Origin of the sequence: Pseudomonas sp. GOM6, from assembly GCF_029537485.1 — a bacterium.
In the GTDB taxonomy this organism is placed as follows: domain Bacteria; phylum Pseudomonadota; class Gammaproteobacteria; order Pseudomonadales; family Pseudomonadaceae; genus Aquipseudomonas.
The window spans coordinates 40012-58643 of the sequence record NZ_JARPUS010000004.1 but is presented as its reverse complement, the minus strand read 5'-3'; the positions used below and the strand labels follow the sequence as shown (position 1 = coordinate 58643).

General features: G+C 57.8%; 11 protein-coding genes. 1 reads left to right on the top strand and 10 read right to left on the bottom strand.

Translation table 11 applies throughout. The annotated features are described in order from the left end of the window. Positions 1–492: 492 nt before the first annotated feature. Entirely contained in the window at positions 493–660 is a 168-nt protein-coding gene (locus tag P7A97_RS06160) for a hypothetical protein (protein ID WP_179213504.1), read from the top strand. Between the two features lie 521 nt (positions 661–1181). Here the strand turns inward: P7A97_RS06160 and P7A97_RS06155 are convergent. From P7A97_RS06155 to P7A97_RS06110, 10 genes are all read right to left on the bottom strand, one after another. After that, positions 1182–2081 carry a hypothetical protein gene (locus tag P7A97_RS06155; protein WP_088177165.1) on the bottom strand — a complete coding sequence of 300 codons (900 nt, stop codon included), beginning with the start codon at positions 2079–2081 and terminating at the stop codon, positions 1182–1184. Between the two features lie 3 nt (positions 2082–2084). Beyond that, entirely contained in the window at positions 2085–2576 is a 492-nt protein-coding gene (locus tag P7A97_RS06150) for a hypothetical protein (RefSeq protein ID WP_088177164.1), read from the bottom strand. Positions 2577–2843: 267 nt separating this feature from the next. Continuing rightward, positions 2844–5945 carry a type I restriction endonuclease subunit R gene (locus P7A97_RS06145; protein ID WP_088177163.1) on the bottom strand — a complete coding sequence of 1034 codons (3102 nt, stop codon included), beginning with the start codon at positions 5943–5945 and terminating at the stop codon, positions 2844–2846. A gap of 160 nt (positions 5946–6105) precedes the next feature. Further along, positions 6106–9351, bottom strand: a complete 3246-nt coding sequence (gene zorD / locus P7A97_RS06140) for a type I Zorya anti-phage system protein ZorD (RefSeq protein WP_088177162.1) — start codon at positions 9349–9351, stop codon at positions 6106–6108. Continuing rightward, a complete protein-coding gene (gene zorC / locus P7A97_RS06135; protein WP_088177161.1) occupies positions 9351–10988 on the bottom strand; it encodes a type I Zorya anti-phage system protein ZorC in 1638 nt (545 codons plus the stop codon). Before zorC ends, zorD begins: the two co-directional genes overlap by 1 nt. Beyond that, on the bottom strand, positions 10989–11726 hold the full coding sequence (zorB1, locus tag P7A97_RS06130; protein WP_088177160.1) for a type I Zorya anti-phage system protein ZorB1: 738 nt from the start codon (positions 11724–11726) through the stop codon (positions 10989–10991). It lies immediately after the preceding gene. 14 nt (positions 11727–11740) lie between these two features. Continuing rightward, on the bottom strand, positions 11741–13936 hold the full coding sequence (gene zorA1, locus P7A97_RS06125; RefSeq protein WP_088177159.1) for a type I Zorya anti-phage system protein ZorA1: 2196 nt from the start codon (positions 13934–13936) through the stop codon (positions 11741–11743). Positions 13937–14014: 78 nt separating this feature from the next. Further along, a complete protein-coding gene (locus tag P7A97_RS06120) occupies positions 14015–15247 on the bottom strand; it encodes a PD-(D/E)XK nuclease family protein (RefSeq protein WP_277689044.1) in 1233 nt (410 codons plus the stop codon). Then, on the bottom strand, positions 15244–16590 hold the full coding sequence (locus tag P7A97_RS06115; protein ID WP_277689043.1) for a restriction endonuclease subunit S: 1347 nt from the start codon (positions 16588–16590) through the stop codon (positions 15244–15246). The genes P7A97_RS06120 and P7A97_RS06115 overlap by 4 nt, the downstream gene beginning before the upstream one ends. Further along, positions 16580–18523: a class I SAM-dependent DNA methyltransferase gene (locus P7A97_RS06110; RefSeq protein ID WP_277689042.1), complete on the bottom strand. Its 1944-nt coding sequence runs from the start codon at positions 18521–18523 to the stop codon at positions 16580–16582. The genes P7A97_RS06115 and P7A97_RS06110 overlap by 11 nt, the downstream gene beginning before the upstream one ends. Between the last annotated feature and the right edge of the window lie 109 nt (positions 18524–18632).

The following is an 18632-nucleotide window of genomic DNA, read 5'->3' as shown; positions in this document are numbered from 1 at the left end:
CAATAAAGGCCGCCGTCAGTGCGGCCTTTTTGCATTTTTAGAAAGCTTTCAGGCGTCAGCGATACGATAAGCTGCCGCAGAACACTGATGCGACCAGAATGCCGCTAGCACTGGTTCATCACATACGGCTAGCACCTTGGCTTTAGACCGGCGGCATGTCACAACATGTACCGAAACCCAATGGTTGTATCGGAGACACCTCACTGCGATACACCTGGGCTGTAGCACGCTTACGCTGCGATACTCGCCCCCTGTCGCATGAACAGACTGCGACACACCGACCATGTCGCACATGCGTTTTGCGACACGCATAGTGTGCATCAAGCGGCACCGGCAATGTGATCGCAGATTTGCGACACTCTCGGTCTGTCGCACATTGATGCTGCGACACCCTTGCTATGTCGCACTCAGCTGTTGCGATACACCATGCGTGTCGCACACGCGGTTTGCGACACTCGGATCGTGCCACTTAAGGCAGCTTAGGTGCCTCTAGTGGCACTGGAGAAAGCCGGAACTGACACCGCACTGGCCTCTAGTGGCGCAAAACGTGCCAAAACTGGCACTCCTTATTTTGGTTATATTATCGCTGAAACCCTTGAAAATACTGACTTCGGCGGCTTTTTTCATAACCAAATCGCCACCGCATGGCTAGCATTTTGAATGCAGCTTTTTCTGCATGGGCCATGAACGTTTTTGGATGCCAAGCTCGTCACTTCAGCGCCATGGGCGCTGGCTACTTTTTGAATTTGATCGCAAAAGGCATGAGCAGCTAAAACGTCGCACCACCGGCAAAGTCGCCTTTTCAGCCCGGCGTGCCGGGCTGGCTAAGCTTTGACAACAAACGGGAGGAAGGGGGCGTACTTGAAGCAGCCGTCCAGGCGCATCTTCAAGTACGCCCCCTCCCCCCATACTTGAAGCCTTCAAGTATGGGGCAGTTGGGTGTTTTTCCGCGTAGCCATGGTTTGCGAAACGAATGTGAAGCAAGCCGAGCGGAGTGGAAAAATGCCCAACTGCCATCGCGAAGCGACAGGCTTTGTTGTCAAAAAGCTGTTTCATTCGCAGCAGGTGAATGGCTGGCTGGTAATTCGATGCGTAGCATGGCTAATGCTTAAACTGCCATTCAGGCTTTGGTGGATCACCTGCCTGCACAACGAATTTCCAAGATGACACAACTACAGTTATCAGTCTGAGGGACCTGGGTTCACTTCGATCAGCTGACTCTCCAATGCAAGCGAACGCATCCGCTCCAGCGCCAAAGCGACTGGGAGTTTGCCAGCATCTACCAAGTCAACCATTCTGCTGGCATCTGCTTGATCCAAGACTCCGGCATCAAGTGTCAGCGCCATCAGCTGCCCCAACTCGACCTTCTCATCCTGAGGCGCCTTAGCCTCCTCAAGCGCCATCAGCCGTTCTGTTTGACGCTGTATGAACTCCTGCCGCACTCGATCCTGCTCACTGCCGGAGCGGATCAGTTTCGCAATGCCATAGCCAGCAGCCCCCATCACGACAGCAGAACCGAGTACCCAACCAACAGGCGTCGTTGTAACAAAGACGCCACCCAACATGCCCGCAAGTCCAGTGGAGCCCAGCAGGGTCGTCGCGCCCGCAGCTCCGGCAATAGTTCCTGCAGCTGCGACCCCAGCAGCCGCGCCCCCGGCGGCAGCAAGATGCTCCCCGGCAAGACCAACCTTGTCTCGCCCGCTCATCTTCTCAATTGCATTTCTGATGGAAGCCTCTTCAGACTGATCCACTTCTGAATCAGCGCCTGACGAGTCAGGCTTGCGCATCAGCTCCTGAGCCTTGCGCTTGGCCTCAATCATCGCCTTCTGGCTTGCCAGTCCTGCTTCCTTCAAGCGCTCACCCGCTCGCTGAAGATCACCGTTTTCTAGTGACTGCTTGGCTTTATCTACGGCTTGACTACAGCTGTCCGAAACAGCGCTCGCCGTCTTAGCCGTCACCTCGCTGGTAGTTTCCAGCGCGCGATCCAACAAGACCTTGGCTTTTGGCAGCTCGGCTTCAATACGATCCTGGGTCAGTTTTCTGGCTTTCTTTAAGCGCTCTAGGTAGGAGTCGAAAGCCATCGATCAAGCCTCAACCATCACGAGATAGTCTTTGACGGCCATGAATATCTCTTGGATCAGCTCGAAGAATTTCTTCGCCAAGTGAGAGGCTGCAATGTAGGGATCACTGGGTATGCCACCTGCATCGAACGCTGCACCGACCGTAGCGCCATATGCCATGGAGAGCGCCGTTGAAAGCGGCGCTAGCAATGTGCCTAACAAAGGAATACCGGCAATCAACACTCCGACTGCTGCGCCAAGAGCGATGCCGATTGTCAGATTTGGATTCGCCTTCAAAAATTCGAAGATCTTCAGAACGACGATTTTCCCAACAGCAACCACCTGACCAGCAATGGTCTTCGTCACCCGCCAGAGACTTTCAAGCCGGGTCATGATCTCTGGTGGAATACCGCGATTGAGACCGAAAACCAGCACATCATCCATCTCTGCTTGGCTGACTTCGGCATTCAAAAGGGTCAGCTCAAACATCCCTCGCTCTTTGGTCAAAGCAGCCATCTCTTTCTCCTTTTTTATTTTTCTTAGGCCTTAAAGCCCAAGCGCGCTGGATGTCTTTCCAACTCACAGGACACGCTTTGCTCAAAGGTGGGACAGAGAGCCTCTGACCCACCTTTGCCTAAATTGGCTCAAGAAAATCTGGATCCCACTGATGTGCCAGATTAGTGAGCAATGCCTCAGCAGCCCGAGCCTCTTTGACGGGCCAATCTAACTCATCAACTGCATCAATCAGCGACTCCTTTAGCTCAATCAGCAGTATTTTTGGGGTTACATCCACGCCCCGCACAGCGTCTCCGCCTGCGCCAGCACCAGCTGAGCAGCCTCTTCCTGCTGATCCGGCGGGTACTTGTATTTACGCAGGATGCGCTTCACCAGCAGCCGCAACTTGGCCCGTACGCTGTCGCGGTTGCTCCAGTCCACGGTCACGTTCTGGCGCAGGCTTTCGGTCAGTTCATGGGCGATCTTGGCCAGGGTCTCATCGCCCAACTCTCGTACTGATGACTCGTTGTTGGCCAATGCATCGTAGAAGGCCAACTCATCGTCATTCAGCCCCAGCTGATCGCCACGCTTGCTGGCAGCAGCAAACTTTTTGGCCATTTCGATCAGCTCTTCGATGACCTGAGCGGTTTCGATGGAGCGGTTTTGGTAGCGCTTGATCACACTATCCAACAGCTCGGAGAACTTCTTCTCCTGGGCCAGGTTGCTGGCGAACTTGCTCTTGATCTCGCCTTCCAACAGCCGCTCCAGCAGCTCCAAGGCAAGGTTTTTTTCCGGCAGGTTGCGCACCTCGGCGAGGAACTCGTCATCCAGCAGGCCGATATTGGGCTTGTCCAGCCCCACCGCCTGGAACACATCCACCACCTCGCCGGAGACCACGGCATTGCCGATGATCTGGCGGATGGCCAGTTCGCGCTCCTCATCGGTTTTCTTCTTGGCGCTGATCTCGCGTTTGGTCAGCAGCACCTTGATGGCCTGCAGGAAGGCTACCTCTTCACGCACCGCCTTGGCCTCATCCAGCGTGCAGCACAAGGTAAAGGCTTTGCTCATGGCCAGCGCATTGTCGGCAAAGCGCTTCTTGCCATCCTCCAGCCCCAGCACGTGGTTGGCGGCACCAGCCAGCAGCTTGTGTCCGCCAGTCAGGAAGTCGCCGTAATCGAAGCCATGCAACAAACTGCGCAGCACATCGAGCTTTTCCTCCAGCACCGCATAAGCCTCGTGGGCATCGACGGTGGGTCGCCCCCTACCCTTGCTGGCGGTGTACTCCTTGAGTGCTGCCTTCAGCTCATTGGCGATGCCGATGTAATCCACCACCAGGCCGCCCTGCTTGTCCTTGAACACGCGGTTCACCCGGGCGATGGCCTGCATCAGGTTATGGCCCTTCATGGGTTTATCGACATACAGGGTATGCACACAGGGCGCATCGAAGCCGGTCAGCCACATGTCGCGCACAATCACCAACTGCAGCGGGTCTTTCGGGTCTTTGAAGCGCGCCTCCAGATTTTTCTTCACCTGGCTCGGATAGATGTGTGGGCGCAGCAAGGCTTTATCCGAGGCACTGCCGGTCATAACGATCTTCACTGCGCCCTTCTTCGGATCCTCGTCATGCCACTCCGGGCGCAAGGCGATGATCTCGTTGTACAGGTGCACACATATCTCGCGGCTCATGGCCACCACCATGGCTTTGCCTGGAGCCGCATGATTTCGCTCCTCGAAGTGCGCCACCAGGTCAGCCGCCACGCTCTTGATGCGCGGCTCGGCACCCACCACTTTCTCCAGCGCGGCCCAGCGCGACTTCAGCCGTGACTGCTGATCCTCTTCCTCATCCTCAGCCAGCTCATCGACCTCGTCATCGATATGTGCCAGCTCCGAGTCCTTGAGCGACAACTTGGCCAGCCGCGACTCGTAGTAGATGGCCACGGTGGCGCCATCTTCCTTGGCCTGCTGCATGTCGTAGACGTGGATGTAGTCGCCGAACACCGCGCGGGTATCACGGTCTTCGCTGGATACCGGCGTGCCGGTAAAGGCCACAAAGGTGGCATTGGGCAAGGCATCGCGCAGGTGCTGGGCGTAGCCCACCTGATAACGGGCACTGGCCTCGGCCACTTTTAGGTCAGGCGCCTTCAATGAGGCACTGAAGCCGTACTGGGTGCGGTGTGCCTCGTCGGCCACCACCACGATATTCGAACGCTCCGAGAGCACCGGGAAGCTGTCTTCATCCTCGCCCGGCATGAACTTCTGGATGGTGGCGAACACAATGCCGCCACTGGGGCGGTTGCCCAGTTTCTCGCGCAGGTCACCGCGGGTCAGCGCCTGCACCGGCTGCTCGCGCAGCAAATCCTGCGACAGCGAGAACACACCGAACAGCTGGCCATCCAGATCATTGCGGTCGGTGATTACCACGATGGTCGGGTTTTCCATCGCCGCTTCCTGCATCACGCGTGCGGCGAAGCAGGTCATGGTGATGCTCTTGCCCGAGCCCTGGGTGTGCCACACCACCCCGCCCTTGTGCGTGCCCCCTGGACGCGAGGCGCTGACCACCTGCTGAATGGCCGCACGCACGGCATGGAACTGGTGATAACCGGCAATCTTCTTCACCAGCCGCCCGTCATCCTCAAACAGCACAAAGTAGCGCAGGTAATCCAGTAGCATCGCCGGCTGCAGCACACCACGCACCAGCGTCTCAAGCTCGTTGAACTCACCCAGCGGATCGATTGTTACACCATCGATGGTGCGCCAGCGCGCAAAGCGCTCGATGTCCGCCGACAACGAGCCCATCCGCGCCTCGCTGCCATCGCTGATGACCAGAATCTCGTTGTACTCGAAGACGTCCGGAATCTGCTCCTTGTAGGTCTGGATCTGATCAAACGCTTTCACCAGATTCGCATTCACGTCCGCCGGATTCTTCAACTCCAGCAGCACCAGCGGCAGGCCGTTGACGAACAGGATGATGTCCGGCCGGCGCGTATGCTTCGGCCCCTGGATGCTGAATTGATTGATGGCCAGCCACTCGTTGGCGCGCACATCCGCCCAGTCGATCAAGCGCACGAAATCACCGCGCGTCTCACCATCCTTCTGGTACTGCACCGGCACACCGCTGACCAGCAATCGATGGAACAGGCGATTGGCCGAAAGCTGTACCGCCACACCCAGGTCCAGCACCTGGCGCAGCGCATCCTCTCGGGCAGCGAGCGGTATCTGCGGGTTGAGCCGCGCGATTGCCGTGCGCAAGCGCATGGTCAAGATCACATCGCGATAGCTCTCACGCTCGGGGTTGTCGCCGTCATGGGCGATGTCCGGCCCATAGAGGTGCGTGTAACCCTGCTCACAGAGCCAGCCGAGGGTTTCCTGTTCCAGTTGGTCTTCGGTCATTCCTGCACCTCAGTTGTTCCATTACGCCGAACGCAGCCATGACTGGCCCTGCTGGCTCAAGCAGCGCGTGAAATCCACATCATCGGCCGACCAAAGTACCGTCTTTGGCCAACACGTCGGAAGTTCAGCCCATAGGGTTTCAAGTTGCTTAATCGCTCATTCATCCCTGAGCCCTCAGCAGCTCACCAAACTCCGCCACCTGGATCTCTGAAGAGCCGTGCAGCATGTCCTGCGCCAACACCCGCCGCTTTTCCAACAACTGATCCAACGTCGCCTCGAAGGTCTGGATGCTGTTATCCCGTACCGTCGGGTAGTAAACGTACACATCCTTCTCCTGACCAATGCGATAGGCACGGTCAGTCGCCTGATCCTCTTTTGCCGGGTTCCAGCAACGAGTGAAATGGATAACGTGGTTGGCAGCTTGCACGTTCACACCAAAACCCACAGCAACGGTGGAGAGGATGATCACAGAGAACCCAGGCTGCTGTTGGAACTGATCGATAAGCTTCTGCCGGCTTTGCGCACTTTGGCTGCTAGTGCTGGTATCGCCATTGATCACCGTGGCTTTGAAGCCAAAACGCTCGTAGATGGCGTGCTGCAGCTCGCGCTGAATATCGCGCAGCTCGCTAAATACAATGACCTTGTCGCCATTGCCTGCGCGCTTGATGCCTTCAAGCGTTTGCAGCAGCCACTGCAGCTTCGGTGAGTGATCCCGCAACCGCTGATCTGGCTGCACGCTGTACGGATGAGCGCATACCAGCTTGAGCCGGTGTAACAGCCCAAGCATGCCGCTCTCCTTCTGCTCAAGTAGCTCCTGCATTTGCTGCTTCTGGCTGTAGCTGGCCACTTCGGACAAATACAAATTACGCTGCAGCGCATGCATGCTGAGCTGCCGGCACGCCTTATCCACCAGCTTGGCCGGTAGATCCTTGGCCACATCCTGCTTGGTACGCCGCAACGTTTGCGGCTGAATGAGACCTCGCAAACGCTCCAACGCGCCGCTATCACGCTCAGTTCCTGCCTCGATGGGCCGCTGATACTCACGACCAAACTGATTTAGGCCGCCCAAAAATCCCGGTTGAATGAAGTCAAACAGACACCACAGATCGATCAACGTGTTCTCTACCGGGGTACCAGTACAAGCCACACGGAAACGCGCCGGGATAGCCTTTGCCGCCTGGGTAATCAGCGCGGCCGGGTTCTTGATCTTCTGTGCCTCGTCGCAGACCACGATCGCCCACTGCTGCATGGCCAAGGAAAACTCCTGATCACGCAGCGTCTCGTAGGTAGTCAGCACGATACGGGCATTACCTATCCAGCCAGGACGAAGCAGGTTCTTGATGCCTTTCGCCCTGAGGTCATCTGGAATTTCATCCTTCTTGAACTTAACCGCACTCAGCGCGCCGCCATACAGCTTCAATACGGGCAACGCATCGGCATAAAAAAAGCGTTCAAGCTCACGCTCCCAGTTGTCCAGCAACGACACTGGAGCAACGATCAGGGTGGGTTTGTCGTCTGAATTCTTCTCTAGGTACCACACCAAAAAGGTCAGTAGCTGGATGGTTTTTCCCAAGCCCATGTCATCCGCCAGCAAGCACCCGGCAACATGGGTTGGCGAGAGACCGAACAAATGCTGCATCCAGGCCACACCTTTCAGCTGGTGCTCCCGCAACTGAATTTCGGGGCGCAACAATTCCGGTAGATCGGCGTGTGCGTCATGTCCCGCCTCTAGCGCCATTCTACGGCGCTCAGCGTATTTAGCCTCCTCGATATTGTTTTCGATTTGCAGCACCGCACGTGCTGACTTGGTGGTTCCAAGGGTGGCAAGTGCTTCGACTGGATTGAGCTTCTTCGACCAGGTGTCGAACAGCTGCTCAGCCGCCTTGAGCGGCAGCGACAAATCCGTACCAGGCAAGCAGACGGTCTCATCACCCGCTGCACGGGCTTCATCGAGACGCTGCTCAAACTCCTCGAAATGCTCTCGACTCGAGGCGTCCCACTTACCCAGCAGCTGCGCATCGACACCCAGGTCTTTGATCTCTGCCGGCAACCAGTTCTCCGTCGCCTCTTTGACGAGGAACGGAGAGGTAATGCGCTCCGCCTCACCGATACCTACCACACGGTCACCGTAGGAGGAGAGATCGATCACTGCCTCAAAGGCTTTGCCGTCAGCCTGGCGCTGCCAGCCGCGCAGCAGCTCCTTGACACCTGTCAGCTGCACCAAATCGAAGTCACTCAACTCCAGTTCATGCCCCTGCCATGAACTCGCGGGCAAACCTGCCGCCAAGTTCACCTCAAGCGCACGTACAAAAGGAGCCAGCTCATGGGGGGCGATAAAGCTCAACACCACTTCAGGCAGCGGCGTAGCCGAGATAGGCTCCAGTAAGAGCTCGACCGACTGGATCGTCTTTGCGTCTTCAGCCAATTTCGGCTCAAGACGAAAACGGTGGAAATAGATCCCTTCATCAGCCAGAGCGCTCTGGTACTCATCAGAGTCCACCACCCTCGCAGCCTCATCCCCGATAAAGCTGAAAGGGTTACGCAGCAGGGATACCGCCTCGTCTCCAGCAACGCGACGCCCAGGCAGCGCGCGCACCGACTCTAGCACCGCCTTCACCTCAGGCTCGATCAGTACATGGGTTACAGAACCATCCTCGCTCGGTACGCGGTAACTGTCCTGTACCTGCTTATAGGCATCGAAGCTTGCAAGCCAATTGCTAGGCTGGCCATCAAAGGCCACATCCAACTCAATAACTGGCGTCGTGCCGACCATCCTTTTGCGGGGGTTGAGCCTCAAGCTTTGTGGCTTAACCACAACGGTCTTATCGAGGAAGCCATCCATCCCCGCACCAGCACGCTTGGCAAGCTTGCGGATGTTCGACCAACCGAGCTGATTGGTTGTCTCCCCCGGCGACTGCTGCTGAGCAGCATGCAAAGCGCGCACGGCTTGCAGCAGCTCCCAGACAGCCCGCGGCAACAACTCTACGCCATCGGCAACCCGCACAATGGCACCACAGCGCTCCACCTCAACGACAGCGCCGCCAGCAGGATCACGCCATGTCTGGAATACCTTGAAACCGGCATCAGCCAAGCTGCCTTGGCTAGCTAGTTGCGGCTGCAGCTTCGACAACGGAGGCAAACCAAGCAACTGCAAGCTACTGGCGTGTTCTGGGTCATCCAATAGCTGATAAAGCGAGTCCCAAGGCAGCAACCAACGGTCACTCAGCTGAGAAGCAAAATCCTCCTCAAACAGCTGATCCAGGTATGCGGCCAACTGCCAATGCGCATCGTCATTAGCCAGACTCAGCACATAGCAAAGCCCCTGCTCCTCCACATCCCAAACCACGGGTGCCGCAGCAGCTTGCTGTGTCCGCTGCCCCTTCCCTGAGAAAAATCGCTTAAGCATCAGCTCCTCCAGAACAGCAGCGGATTGTTATTCACGGGTTTGAATCCCAGTCGCAGCAAAGCGGTCTTGGCACGGGCGTCATCACGCGCCAGCTTGACCTGATAGGCACCACCCTTGCTGCGGTTATCAAACACTTGGTACTGCACGGGCGAGAGCAGCTCAGCCAGCTGAGCTTCTAGCGAATTGCCGGCGGCCTTTGGCGAAGCAGAACTACTGCCGGTTGACTGCGGCACGATACCCAGCGTCCGCAGCTCTACATCGAACTTATCCAACCACCCCTCAACCAAATCGTGGCGGCGAGGTGCCGGTGAGTGGGACATACGCTTCAGCGCACGAGCTGGCTGCTTCAGTTCGGTAGCGAGGCCCAGGACGCTCTTATCCGGGTTGAACGGTGCCGAATCGGCTCGATACACGTAGCAAGCGTTGCCCGTGCCGGAGAACTCCACGAAGAAGTAGTTACCGATCTGCATCACCACCGCATTATTGTGGCTAGGCCCGCCAGTTAGCTGGCTCAGACGCCCCTTGTTCTTCTCTCGGAAAGCCACAAAATCACTGCCCCGGTCATGCCAGGCATCGCCGCCCATCACAATGCGCGTGTAGCTCATCTGATTGGCAAAGCGCAGCCAGTAAAAGAGGCGCGACTGATCGACCTCCGCCTCGCCCTTAAGCAAGGTGAAGAAGTGCTCCAGGTCTTCCTTGGCAAACCAGGCCACCACCATCGCGCACACCGGCTGCTCCACATACTGCAGCCAGGCATTTTGCTTGGAGCGCATCTGCGGGCTCCCCCAATGCTCCAGGGCTGCCTGCTTGAGCAACGAAGAGGACTGTTCCCGATAGCAGGAGTGGTAGTAACGAGTCAGGCAGGCGCTAAGCACATCATTGAGATAACGCGCGTTCAACTGACCGAGCTGCACGAGCTCCGGCAAACGCTGCAAGAAGGTCGCGTCGTCCAGGTTAAAGATGCGCGACAACAACACAGCAAAGATGCGCCGCCATAGCCAGCTGTCATCCGGGATCTGCGCGATCGCCTGCAATGCAGAAAGATCCTGAATCTTGCCGTCAAAGATCTCCTCAGCCAGCTGAGCCCCAGCGCCCTCACCAAACAGCTCGCGGTAATGGGCCACAATCCGCATCCAGTCTTTCTCGCGGCCCAAGCGCTGCTTAACCGCGTCAAACCCGTGGTCAATATCCTCACGCAACAGACACCAGTTGGGATTGTCGTCGGGCTTGTCTTCGTCATAACCGAAGTAGCTGAAACACAGCGCCAGCCAATCGCGGCGAGTGAGTGTCTGGTGCTCGATAAGCCCGACGACCTTTTGATGCACCCGGCCAAACAACTGGTCGTCTTCCAGTACCGGCAGGCTAACTTCGTCATCGTCGGCCAGCCCGGCAAATACCAGACGCCACTCGGTAGAGTCCAGGCTCTCTGGCTCGCGCTTGAACTTGTTAAGTGCCTGCAGGCGCTTCTCCCGTGGCGGCACCAGCGCTTTCTCAGCCTGATCAAATCGTCGCGCCAGCTCAGCGCCAGCACGCTTCAAAGCAACCAGCCCGCTAAGGCCAGTATCCGCCGTACGCTCGTGCTGGCGCTGCAGACCTTGAGCAATAGCCGAGGTCAGCGACGACAATGCGCGGTTCATCTAGCGCATCTCCAACGAGCACTTTTCCAGCGTCGTTGTAGCGAAAACCGGCACCTCTGCGGTGGCGGCATGCTCCTTGTCTTTCAACCCAAAGAACTGCATGCGCAACTCCACGCGCCGACTCTCCTCCTTGCTTTCTTTCGCGTTATTGAACGACACCCCACCGGCCAGGAACATCGAACGGATCTGCTGCTGGCGCTCAGCAGAAAGCCCTTGCTGCACAGGGCTACGGCTATCGAGCAAGCTGCACATCACCCACTCAGAGCGCTGCAACGACAGGTGCAGGTTGTACAGGTAAGAGCCGTCAGTATCGGTAAATCCCTCGATCACCACCTGCTTGAGCCACTTGCGCCCCTCTTCGCTGTCAGCGGCGTCTAGCACCAACGGCACAACGTCCTGCAGCGCCTGCTGGCCTTTCTCATTGAGGAAGTACTGATTCTGCCCAAAGCGCCCCGCCTCACCAAAACTGATGCGGTTATCTCGACAGTCCACCACGATGGTCTGGTTGCGACTCCTCGCCTTGAGCTGCAAGTCGTCGCACAGCTTGGCGATATCTTTGCCGCGTTGTTTCTCACCCTGCTCGGCCTGCTGAATGCGCTGCGTCACCGAACTCAGTGACGCCACCATCACCACCAGAAACAGAATCATCATCGCCGTCATCAGGTCGGCAAAGGAGATCCAGAAAGGCTTTTCGCCTTCATCTCGCGCGCGAGTCGGGGCAGCTGATTTGTTGAACATTGGCTAGCTCCCGATCACTTGCGCTGCACACGTTCCATGATGTCGCTGAAGTCATCGAGGCTCTCTTTCATGGTGTCCACGCCACCTGCAAGCCGAGTAACTGCGCTCCCGAGCTCCTCATCCAACTTGCCTAGTGTTTGCCGCAAGCTGCGCTCCATACCCTCAGAGAATTCGTTGAAGCCCTTACCAAGCACTCCACTGATTTGCTCCAGGTAATCGTTCACCTCACGGTTCAGCGCCTGCAGCCTCTCACCTTGCTGCTTGAGATCCTGCAGATACTGGCTGCGGCCCGCCGCCTCGCCCTGGGTGCTAGCGACCACCCCCTGCAGCACCGCCAGCGTCTGATTTACCGCCTCACGGTTATTGCGATAGTCCGCCACCACACTGTTCAGCTCGCGCGAGGCGCCGACCAACTCGGCGCTGCTGCCTTGTATTGCACCTAGCACTCCCGCTGTCGCTTCGCCGGCCTTACTTACACTCTGCCCAGCGGTATCAAAGCGCTCGGCCGCTAGGCGCATTTTGTCGGCGCCTTGCTGCATGCTTTGCAGATGCTGCTCGGTTTGCGCGCTTAGCAGCTTGATGGTGCCCTGCATGGTGCCGTTCTGTTCGGCCACAGCAGTCAGCAGCTCTTCGACCTGCTTCTCCAGCCCACCAACCATTTCGCGAGTGCCGCGGTGCAGCTCGACCTGGGCCACTTTGCTGGCCTGATCCATCTGCGTGCGGTTGTGCTCCAGTTGCTTGAACAAGCCACCCAACTGCTCGCCTAGCACCTCGACCGAGCCTGCGATCTTGGCCATGGTCTCCTGCTGGCCCTGGCCCATGCTCTGCTGCATAGACTCGACAAACGCCTGCAGATTTTCCGCCATAGCCTGTTGGCGCGCTTCGCTCTCGGCAAAGAGCTTCTCCAGTTGCTTGGCCATACGCTCGCCAGCATCCTCACCCTCGCTACCGATACGCGCGATGGAAGCCTGCAGGTTGGCCAACATCTCGTTCATCCCAGCCTGCATACTGTTCTGCCCAGCCTGCATATCGCTCAGCAGCTGCGCGATCATCTTGGCGCTGTTTTCCGAGGAGGCCTCACCGGCCGAGCGCATATCCGCCACCAGGCTGTTAAAGCCCTGCTGCATGGACTGCATGGCCGCAACCGACTGCCCTAGCATTTCGTGCAAACCATGGAACTGCTGACCGAAGGTGCTCTCCAGCTTGCTCATAAAGGCAGTCAGCACATCCGTGAGCAGCCCTTGCACTTGATTACTCTGGTCGCCGCTGGCTGTTTGCACCGCGCCGGCAATCTGCTCTAACGGTGCCTTCAAGCTGCTTTCGATAGCTCCGCCAATCTGCTCAGCCAACACCTGACCAGAATCGCGGTAACTGGCGGACAGGGTGTCGGCCAGCTTGAGGCTTTCCCGCACCTGGGTATCCACCAGGTTCTGCAGCATCTCGCGCAGATCGGTGACCAGGCTGTCCTTGAGCTGGCGGGTCTGGATTGAGCTTTCATTGCTCGACTTAACCAACTCGGCCAGATACTCCTCGCCCACACCGCTGTCGAACAAGCCATCGATGCTTTCAGTCAGTCCTTCCAGGTGTTGATAGCAACGCCCCAAACGCCACTTCTCAGTCAGGGTGACGGCAATCGAAGCCAGGATCGAGACGAACGAACCCAGGAAGGCAAACAACACGTCCTTAAGCAGCTTATCGACGCTGGCATTGACCTGTTCCGGCGTGCTCGGGTCAAAGTGCTGCAAGCCCAACATCAAGCCAAAGAAGGTACCGACGATACCGATGCCAGTCAGAATGCCCGGCAAGTGTTTGTAAAACTCGGTCACCAGCGGTGTTTCCACCATGTTCTGGGCCGTGAAGAAGCTCGCCGCGCCTGCCGTCGCCCGCGAGCGCAGCAAGCGTTGCTCGCCATCACGCAGCTCGTACTGGTTATGCAGGGTCTCTGAATACTCGCGCCACACATGCTCAAAGGCATGGCCTTTGAACAATTGCTCCAACTCCTTGCGACGCTGCGCGGGTGCAATCTCCCCAGCAGCCTCTATCTGCTTAGACAGCTTTTTAAGCCGGCCGCTGAGCCAGAACGAACGGAAGAAGTAATGCACGAGATACAGCAAACAAAAAATGCCCACCAAACCAACCACAAAGGTCGGAGCGAATTTTTGTGCCGAATCAGCACTGTCCCATAAGCTGAGTAACGTCGAAGTGTCCATCTGCCCTAGCCCTACTTATCAATAGTGGTGAGCCTCTTTGGGCCCTACTCAACATCCCACTTCTGGCGATCAACCAGATCAACGCATTGCGTCATCCACCCCAGCCAGGGCAACCCTGGCCTCTAGTGCCAGCTTTACAAGCCGGCTCACAAAGCCCTGCTCGGTCTTGTCTGCAATGCGTAACCAAGGCTCTGCGGAAGTTGCCCAATTGCGCTCGGCATCACTTAGTACGTGATCCTGCGTACCAATACCGATGTACCAGGGCCAGTTAGCACCACGCTCCCCCACCCCAAAAACACGGTCCATGGCGTCAGCAATGGCCTCAATATTGGCGGGATTAAGCTTGATCTCTGCGTTGTCGCGGCTAATACCCCACTCCAGTGTATTTAGCCGAGCAGCCGCGAACTCGAAGCGCAGGTGTAGGCGGTGCCCGAGGTTCAGCTTCACACCAAAACCAGCATAGGCACGACCGCTTGCCAGCTCCGGCCCATCCCACACCAAGCTCAGCCCTTCGGACTCTAGGGCTTGCTCCAGCGAGTGTTTGAACTCCGTCAACAGCTGGGCTTTCACCTGATCGATGGATTGCGCCACCTTTAGCGCCGCCTCCAGATGCTCAGGCTTTTGCAGAATCACCGCCTTGATTTGCTCTGCCTCGCTCACATCAATTTCTCCATTAACCTGCTGGCGCACATAAGCGCTGAGAGCCTCCACAAATAGCCTCACCTTGGGTGCGCGGGCGAAGCAGGCGGACTCTCCCAACCATTCAGCAATCTGCAAAAAATCCAGGCGTAAGAAGTTACCGGCCTCTTCAAGCTGCTCACGCTTGTCTGAACTCAGGCTGGCCTCAGACGGATCCCAATTGCAGGCATACACCAGCAGCCACTCTCCGCCACGTGCCGACGCCTGAAGAAAACCTGCGTAATCCTCTAACTGCTTGTTTTGATCGGCCGCCCACGGCTTGTTCTCGATGCCAATGACCCCGCCGCGAAACTCAAGGTAGATATCCAGATAACGTCCGCTGTGGGTGCGTTTCTCAAGCTCCACGCGTAGCAGATCCTGCGGCTCAAATCCTGGGCGCTCCAGCCGCTGGAGCAGGCCGCGCAAAAACAGCTCGCCCTGGCCATGTACACCCTGCACATCCAGCAAAAGCCCCAGGTAACGCGATAGCGCCACCTCGTTATTGCGCAGGTGATCTACCAGGTTAAAGTCCGGCGCTATCTCAGCGGCATAACGTTGCTTCGCCTCGGCCAGAGAGGCAATGCGAATACGCACGGCATCCAGCAGATCGATTACGGTTGCGGCTGTACTCATGCCAGCACTTCCTCAAAGGCATGCTCAGCGTCCGGCAGGCGCAGTTGGCCGGAGATCAGGCGGGGTAAAAGGGTGTCGCGGAGTTGGGTGAGGGTTTGGGCTTGCCGCAGGTTTTCTTTAATTCGGCGCATAAAGGGACGCAAAAAAGCTTCAAACGCTTCAATAACACTCGCATTCGGGTAGATGACCTGAACACCCTTCATTGTCTCGGTAGTAATGGTGTCAAACACCGAGCCATGACTGCGCTGCTTAAGATCCTCAACCAAACGGTACGTGCTGAAGTAGGTGAAATAGGCGTCCCCTGCTTTGCCTTGAAGGCCGTAGCAGGACTGATTCATCGCCATGTCTTTACCGACCAAAGCCAGACGCCCCACTGTCCCACGCGCCGAAATAATTGTTGTTCCTTCAGGCAATAGCTTGGTCGATGAACCGTTTAGCCCTGCCACAGAAATGTGCTTGACGGTATCGATCACAAACACATCAGTAACTGCAGGAGCGTCAACGACCGAGAACCAAGGGATATCGCCATCCCAGTACTCCGGCACAGAAGTCTTAGGAGTACCCCCGCCGATAACTTTTACTGTTTCAGTGAAAGCAAGCCTCTGCCACCCCTTCGGCACCAAGCCCAGTTCGGACTCTTCGAAGCTATCGGGGAACAGGGCGGCGGTGGTGGCGTCCATGCCTTCCGGCTGGCGGCCTTCGGCCTTGGCGCGCACGGGGTCGAAATCGACGAACCAGGATTTGAACAGTGCTTGGGCGATGGCTTCCAGGGTGGCGTTGGTTTCGCGTAGCAGGGTGATGCGATCATCAACTGCACCAACAAACTCAGAAAGCTGGCGCTGAACAGTTAAGGAAGGCACCTCAACTTCCAGAAGGCGCTGCGCCGTGATGGGAACTTGGTTCCTCGTCGATAGGCCCATCACACTAGCCAGTTGATTCTGGAAATCGCGGCTTTCGAAAAAACATGCCAAGTAGCGCGGAAGCAATCTTGATCTGTCGACTCTGAAGTATGTCAGTGAGGTGCCAATCATGGCTTGGCCGCTGAACTCGGGCACAACAGCAACCCGGCCAACAGTAGCGTTATGCGAAAGCAAAACGTCACCAGCCCGAATAAACCCATAGGGCAATTTGATAGCTTTCTCTTGACTTAGCCGTTGGGCCGCACCGAAATCAATTCTCCCAGCGCTAACGACCTTCGCAGTCAGTAGCGGAATACCGTCATCCACAAAGTCATCTATACGTGGGTAAAGCGAGCCAAAATTCCCATCCTTATGCGCAGTAATAGCTCCAGCTTTTATCAAGTCGCCGATTGAAAATCGCCCGACAAGAACCTCAGAACTCATACCCCAGCCCTCCCAGCTTCTGCCGGATCAACTGATCGAGTTCCGCGCCTTTCTGCATCTGCTCACCTAACTGCCGGGTTAACCGCTGCATCTTCTCGGCAAAGGCTTCGTCGTCGTCCTGTACTTCCTCGGCACCCACATAGCGCCCCGGCGTCAGCACATGGCCATGCTCGGCGATTTCAGTCAAGGCGACGCTACGGCAGAAACCGGGAATATCCGCGTACTCGCCAACCTGCCCCCCCTCATCCAGCGCCTCGCTACGCCAGGCCGCCACGGTACTGGCGATGCGCTCGATATCGGCATCGGTCAGTTCGATCTGCACCCGGCTGACGCTGGTGCCGAGCTTGCGCGCGTCGATAAACAGCACCTGGCCGCTGCGATCGATACCGCCAGTGCTCAGAGCGTGGCGCTTGTCCTTGGCGAGAAACCACAGGCAGGCGGGAATCTGGGTGTTGAAGAACAGCTGGCCGGGCAGCGCGACCATCACTTCCACCACATCGGCCTCGACCATGGCGCGGCGAATCTCGCCTTCGCTGTTCTGACTGGAGCTCATGGAACCGTTGGCCAGCACGATGCCGGCGCGGCCATTAGGCTTGAGGTGGTAGAGCATGTGCTGCAGCCAGGCATAGTTGGCGTTGCCTTGCGGCGGCGTGCCATAGACCCAGCGCGAGTCGCCTTCCAGGCTGCCGTGCCACCAGTCGCTGATATTGAACGGCGGGTTAGCGAGGATGAAGTCGGCGCGCAGGTCGGAGTGCTGGTTGCGGATAAAGGTATCCGCCGGCTCTTTGCCCAGGTTGAAGTCGATGCCGCGAATGGCCAGGTTCATCGCCGCCAGGCGCCAGGTAGTGGGGTTGGCTTCCTGACCGTAGATGGACACATCACCCAGCTTGCCGCCGTGGGCCTCGATGAACTTCTCCGACTGCACGAACATGCCACCCGAACCGCAGCAGGGGTCATACACCTTGCCATGGTGCGGGTTAAGCACCGCCACCAGGGTTTTCACGATGCTGGCCGGCGTATAGAACTGCCCGCCCCTGCGCCCTTCGGCGCTGGCGAACTGGCCGAGGAAGTATTCGTAGACCTGGCCGAGCAGATCGCGCGCCTTGCCGATGTCCTCGCCAAACCCGATGGTGGAGATCAGGTCCACCAGCTCACCCAGCTTGCCGTCCGGCAGCTGGACACGGGCGAATCGCTTGTCGAGGATGTTCTTCAGCTTGGGGTTTTCCGCCTCGATGGCGGCCAGGGCCTCGTCGATGCGCTTGCCGATATCCACCTGCTTGGCGGCGGCGCGGATCGATTCCCAGCGCGCCACTTCCGGCACCCAGAACACGTTGACCTCGCGGTAGTAGTCGCGGTCTTCCAGCTCGGCGTTGAGCGCCTCGGGGTCGTCATCTCCCAGGTAATAGTCGTCGTTCTCGTCGGTCAGCTTGCGTTCCAGCTCGGCGCGGCGGCCGGCGAAGCTGTCGGAGATGTACTTGAGGAAGATCAGCCCGAGCACGATGTGCTTGTACTCGGCGGCGTCCATATTGGCGCGCAGCTTGTCGGCGGTGGCCCAGAGGGTTTTCTTCATGTCCTCGATGCCGGTGGCGGGCTGCACCTTGGCCGCCTTGCCCTTTTTCACCGCTGCTGCGGCTTCCACCACATAGTCGGCTGACACCTCTGCCGCATTTGCCGGCTCGAAGCGCCCACGGGCCTTGTTCAGCGCCTGATCGGCCAGGCTGCTGCCCGATGCTTGCGCGCGCAACACCGAACCACCGCGACCACGCCCCTTCTGCAGCACGCCCTGTTCGATCAGCCCATCGCGCGCCGCCCAGAAGGCCTCGTCGCTGATCTGCGGAAACTGCCCTTTCAGACGCTCCAATAGCGACTGATTGCCAATGCTCGAACCATCCACCGGCACCAAGGCCAACAGGGCCTGCTCCAACTCATTCATGCACAACACTCCACAGCCGCCCGTCACAGAGCGGGCCAGCCCAATTCAAACCAAGGTGGCAATCAAGACGGGATCAGAGGGTGGCACGACGTTATGCGGCGGTTGCCGC

Bases quoted from the DNA above. Each gene is read 5' to 3' on its own strand.
- P7A97_RS06155 (WP_088177165.1), bottom strand. From the start codon at position 2,081: ATGGCTTTCGACTCCTACCTAGAGCGCTTAAAGAAAGCCAGAAAACTG.
- P7A97_RS06150 (WP_088177164.1), bottom strand. From the start codon at position 2,576: ATGGCTGCTTTGACCAAAGAGCGAGGGATGTTTGAGCTGACCCTTTTG.
- P7A97_RS06145 (WP_088177163.1), bottom strand. From the start codon at position 5,945: ATGACCGAAGACCAACTGGAACAGGAAACCCTCGGCTGGCTCTGTGAG.
- zorD (WP_088177162.1), bottom strand. From the start codon at position 9,351: ATGCTTAAGCGATTTTTCTCAGGGAAGGGGCAGCGGACACAGCAAGCT.
- zorC (WP_088177161.1), bottom strand. From the start codon at position 10,988: ATGAACCGCGCATTGTCGTCGCTGACCTCGGCTATTGCTCAAGGTCTG.
- zorB1 (WP_088177160.1), bottom strand. From the start codon at position 11,726: ATGTTCAACAAATCAGCTGCCCCGACTCGCGCGCGAGATGAAGGCGAA.
- zorA1 (WP_088177159.1), bottom strand. From the start codon at position 13,936: ATGGACACTTCGACGTTACTCAGCTTATGGGACAGTGCTGATTCGGCA.
- P7A97_RS06120 (WP_277689044.1), bottom strand. From the start codon at position 15,247: ATGAGTACAGCCGCAACCGTAATCGATCTGCTGGATGCCGTGCGTATT.
- P7A97_RS06115 (WP_277689043.1), bottom strand. From the start codon at position 16,590: ATGAGTTCTGAGGTTCTTGTCGGGCGATTTTCAATCGGCGACTTGATA.
- P7A97_RS06110 (WP_277689042.1), bottom strand. From the start codon at position 18,523: ATGAATGAGTTGGAGCAGGCCCTGTTGGCCTTGGTGCCGGTGGATGGT.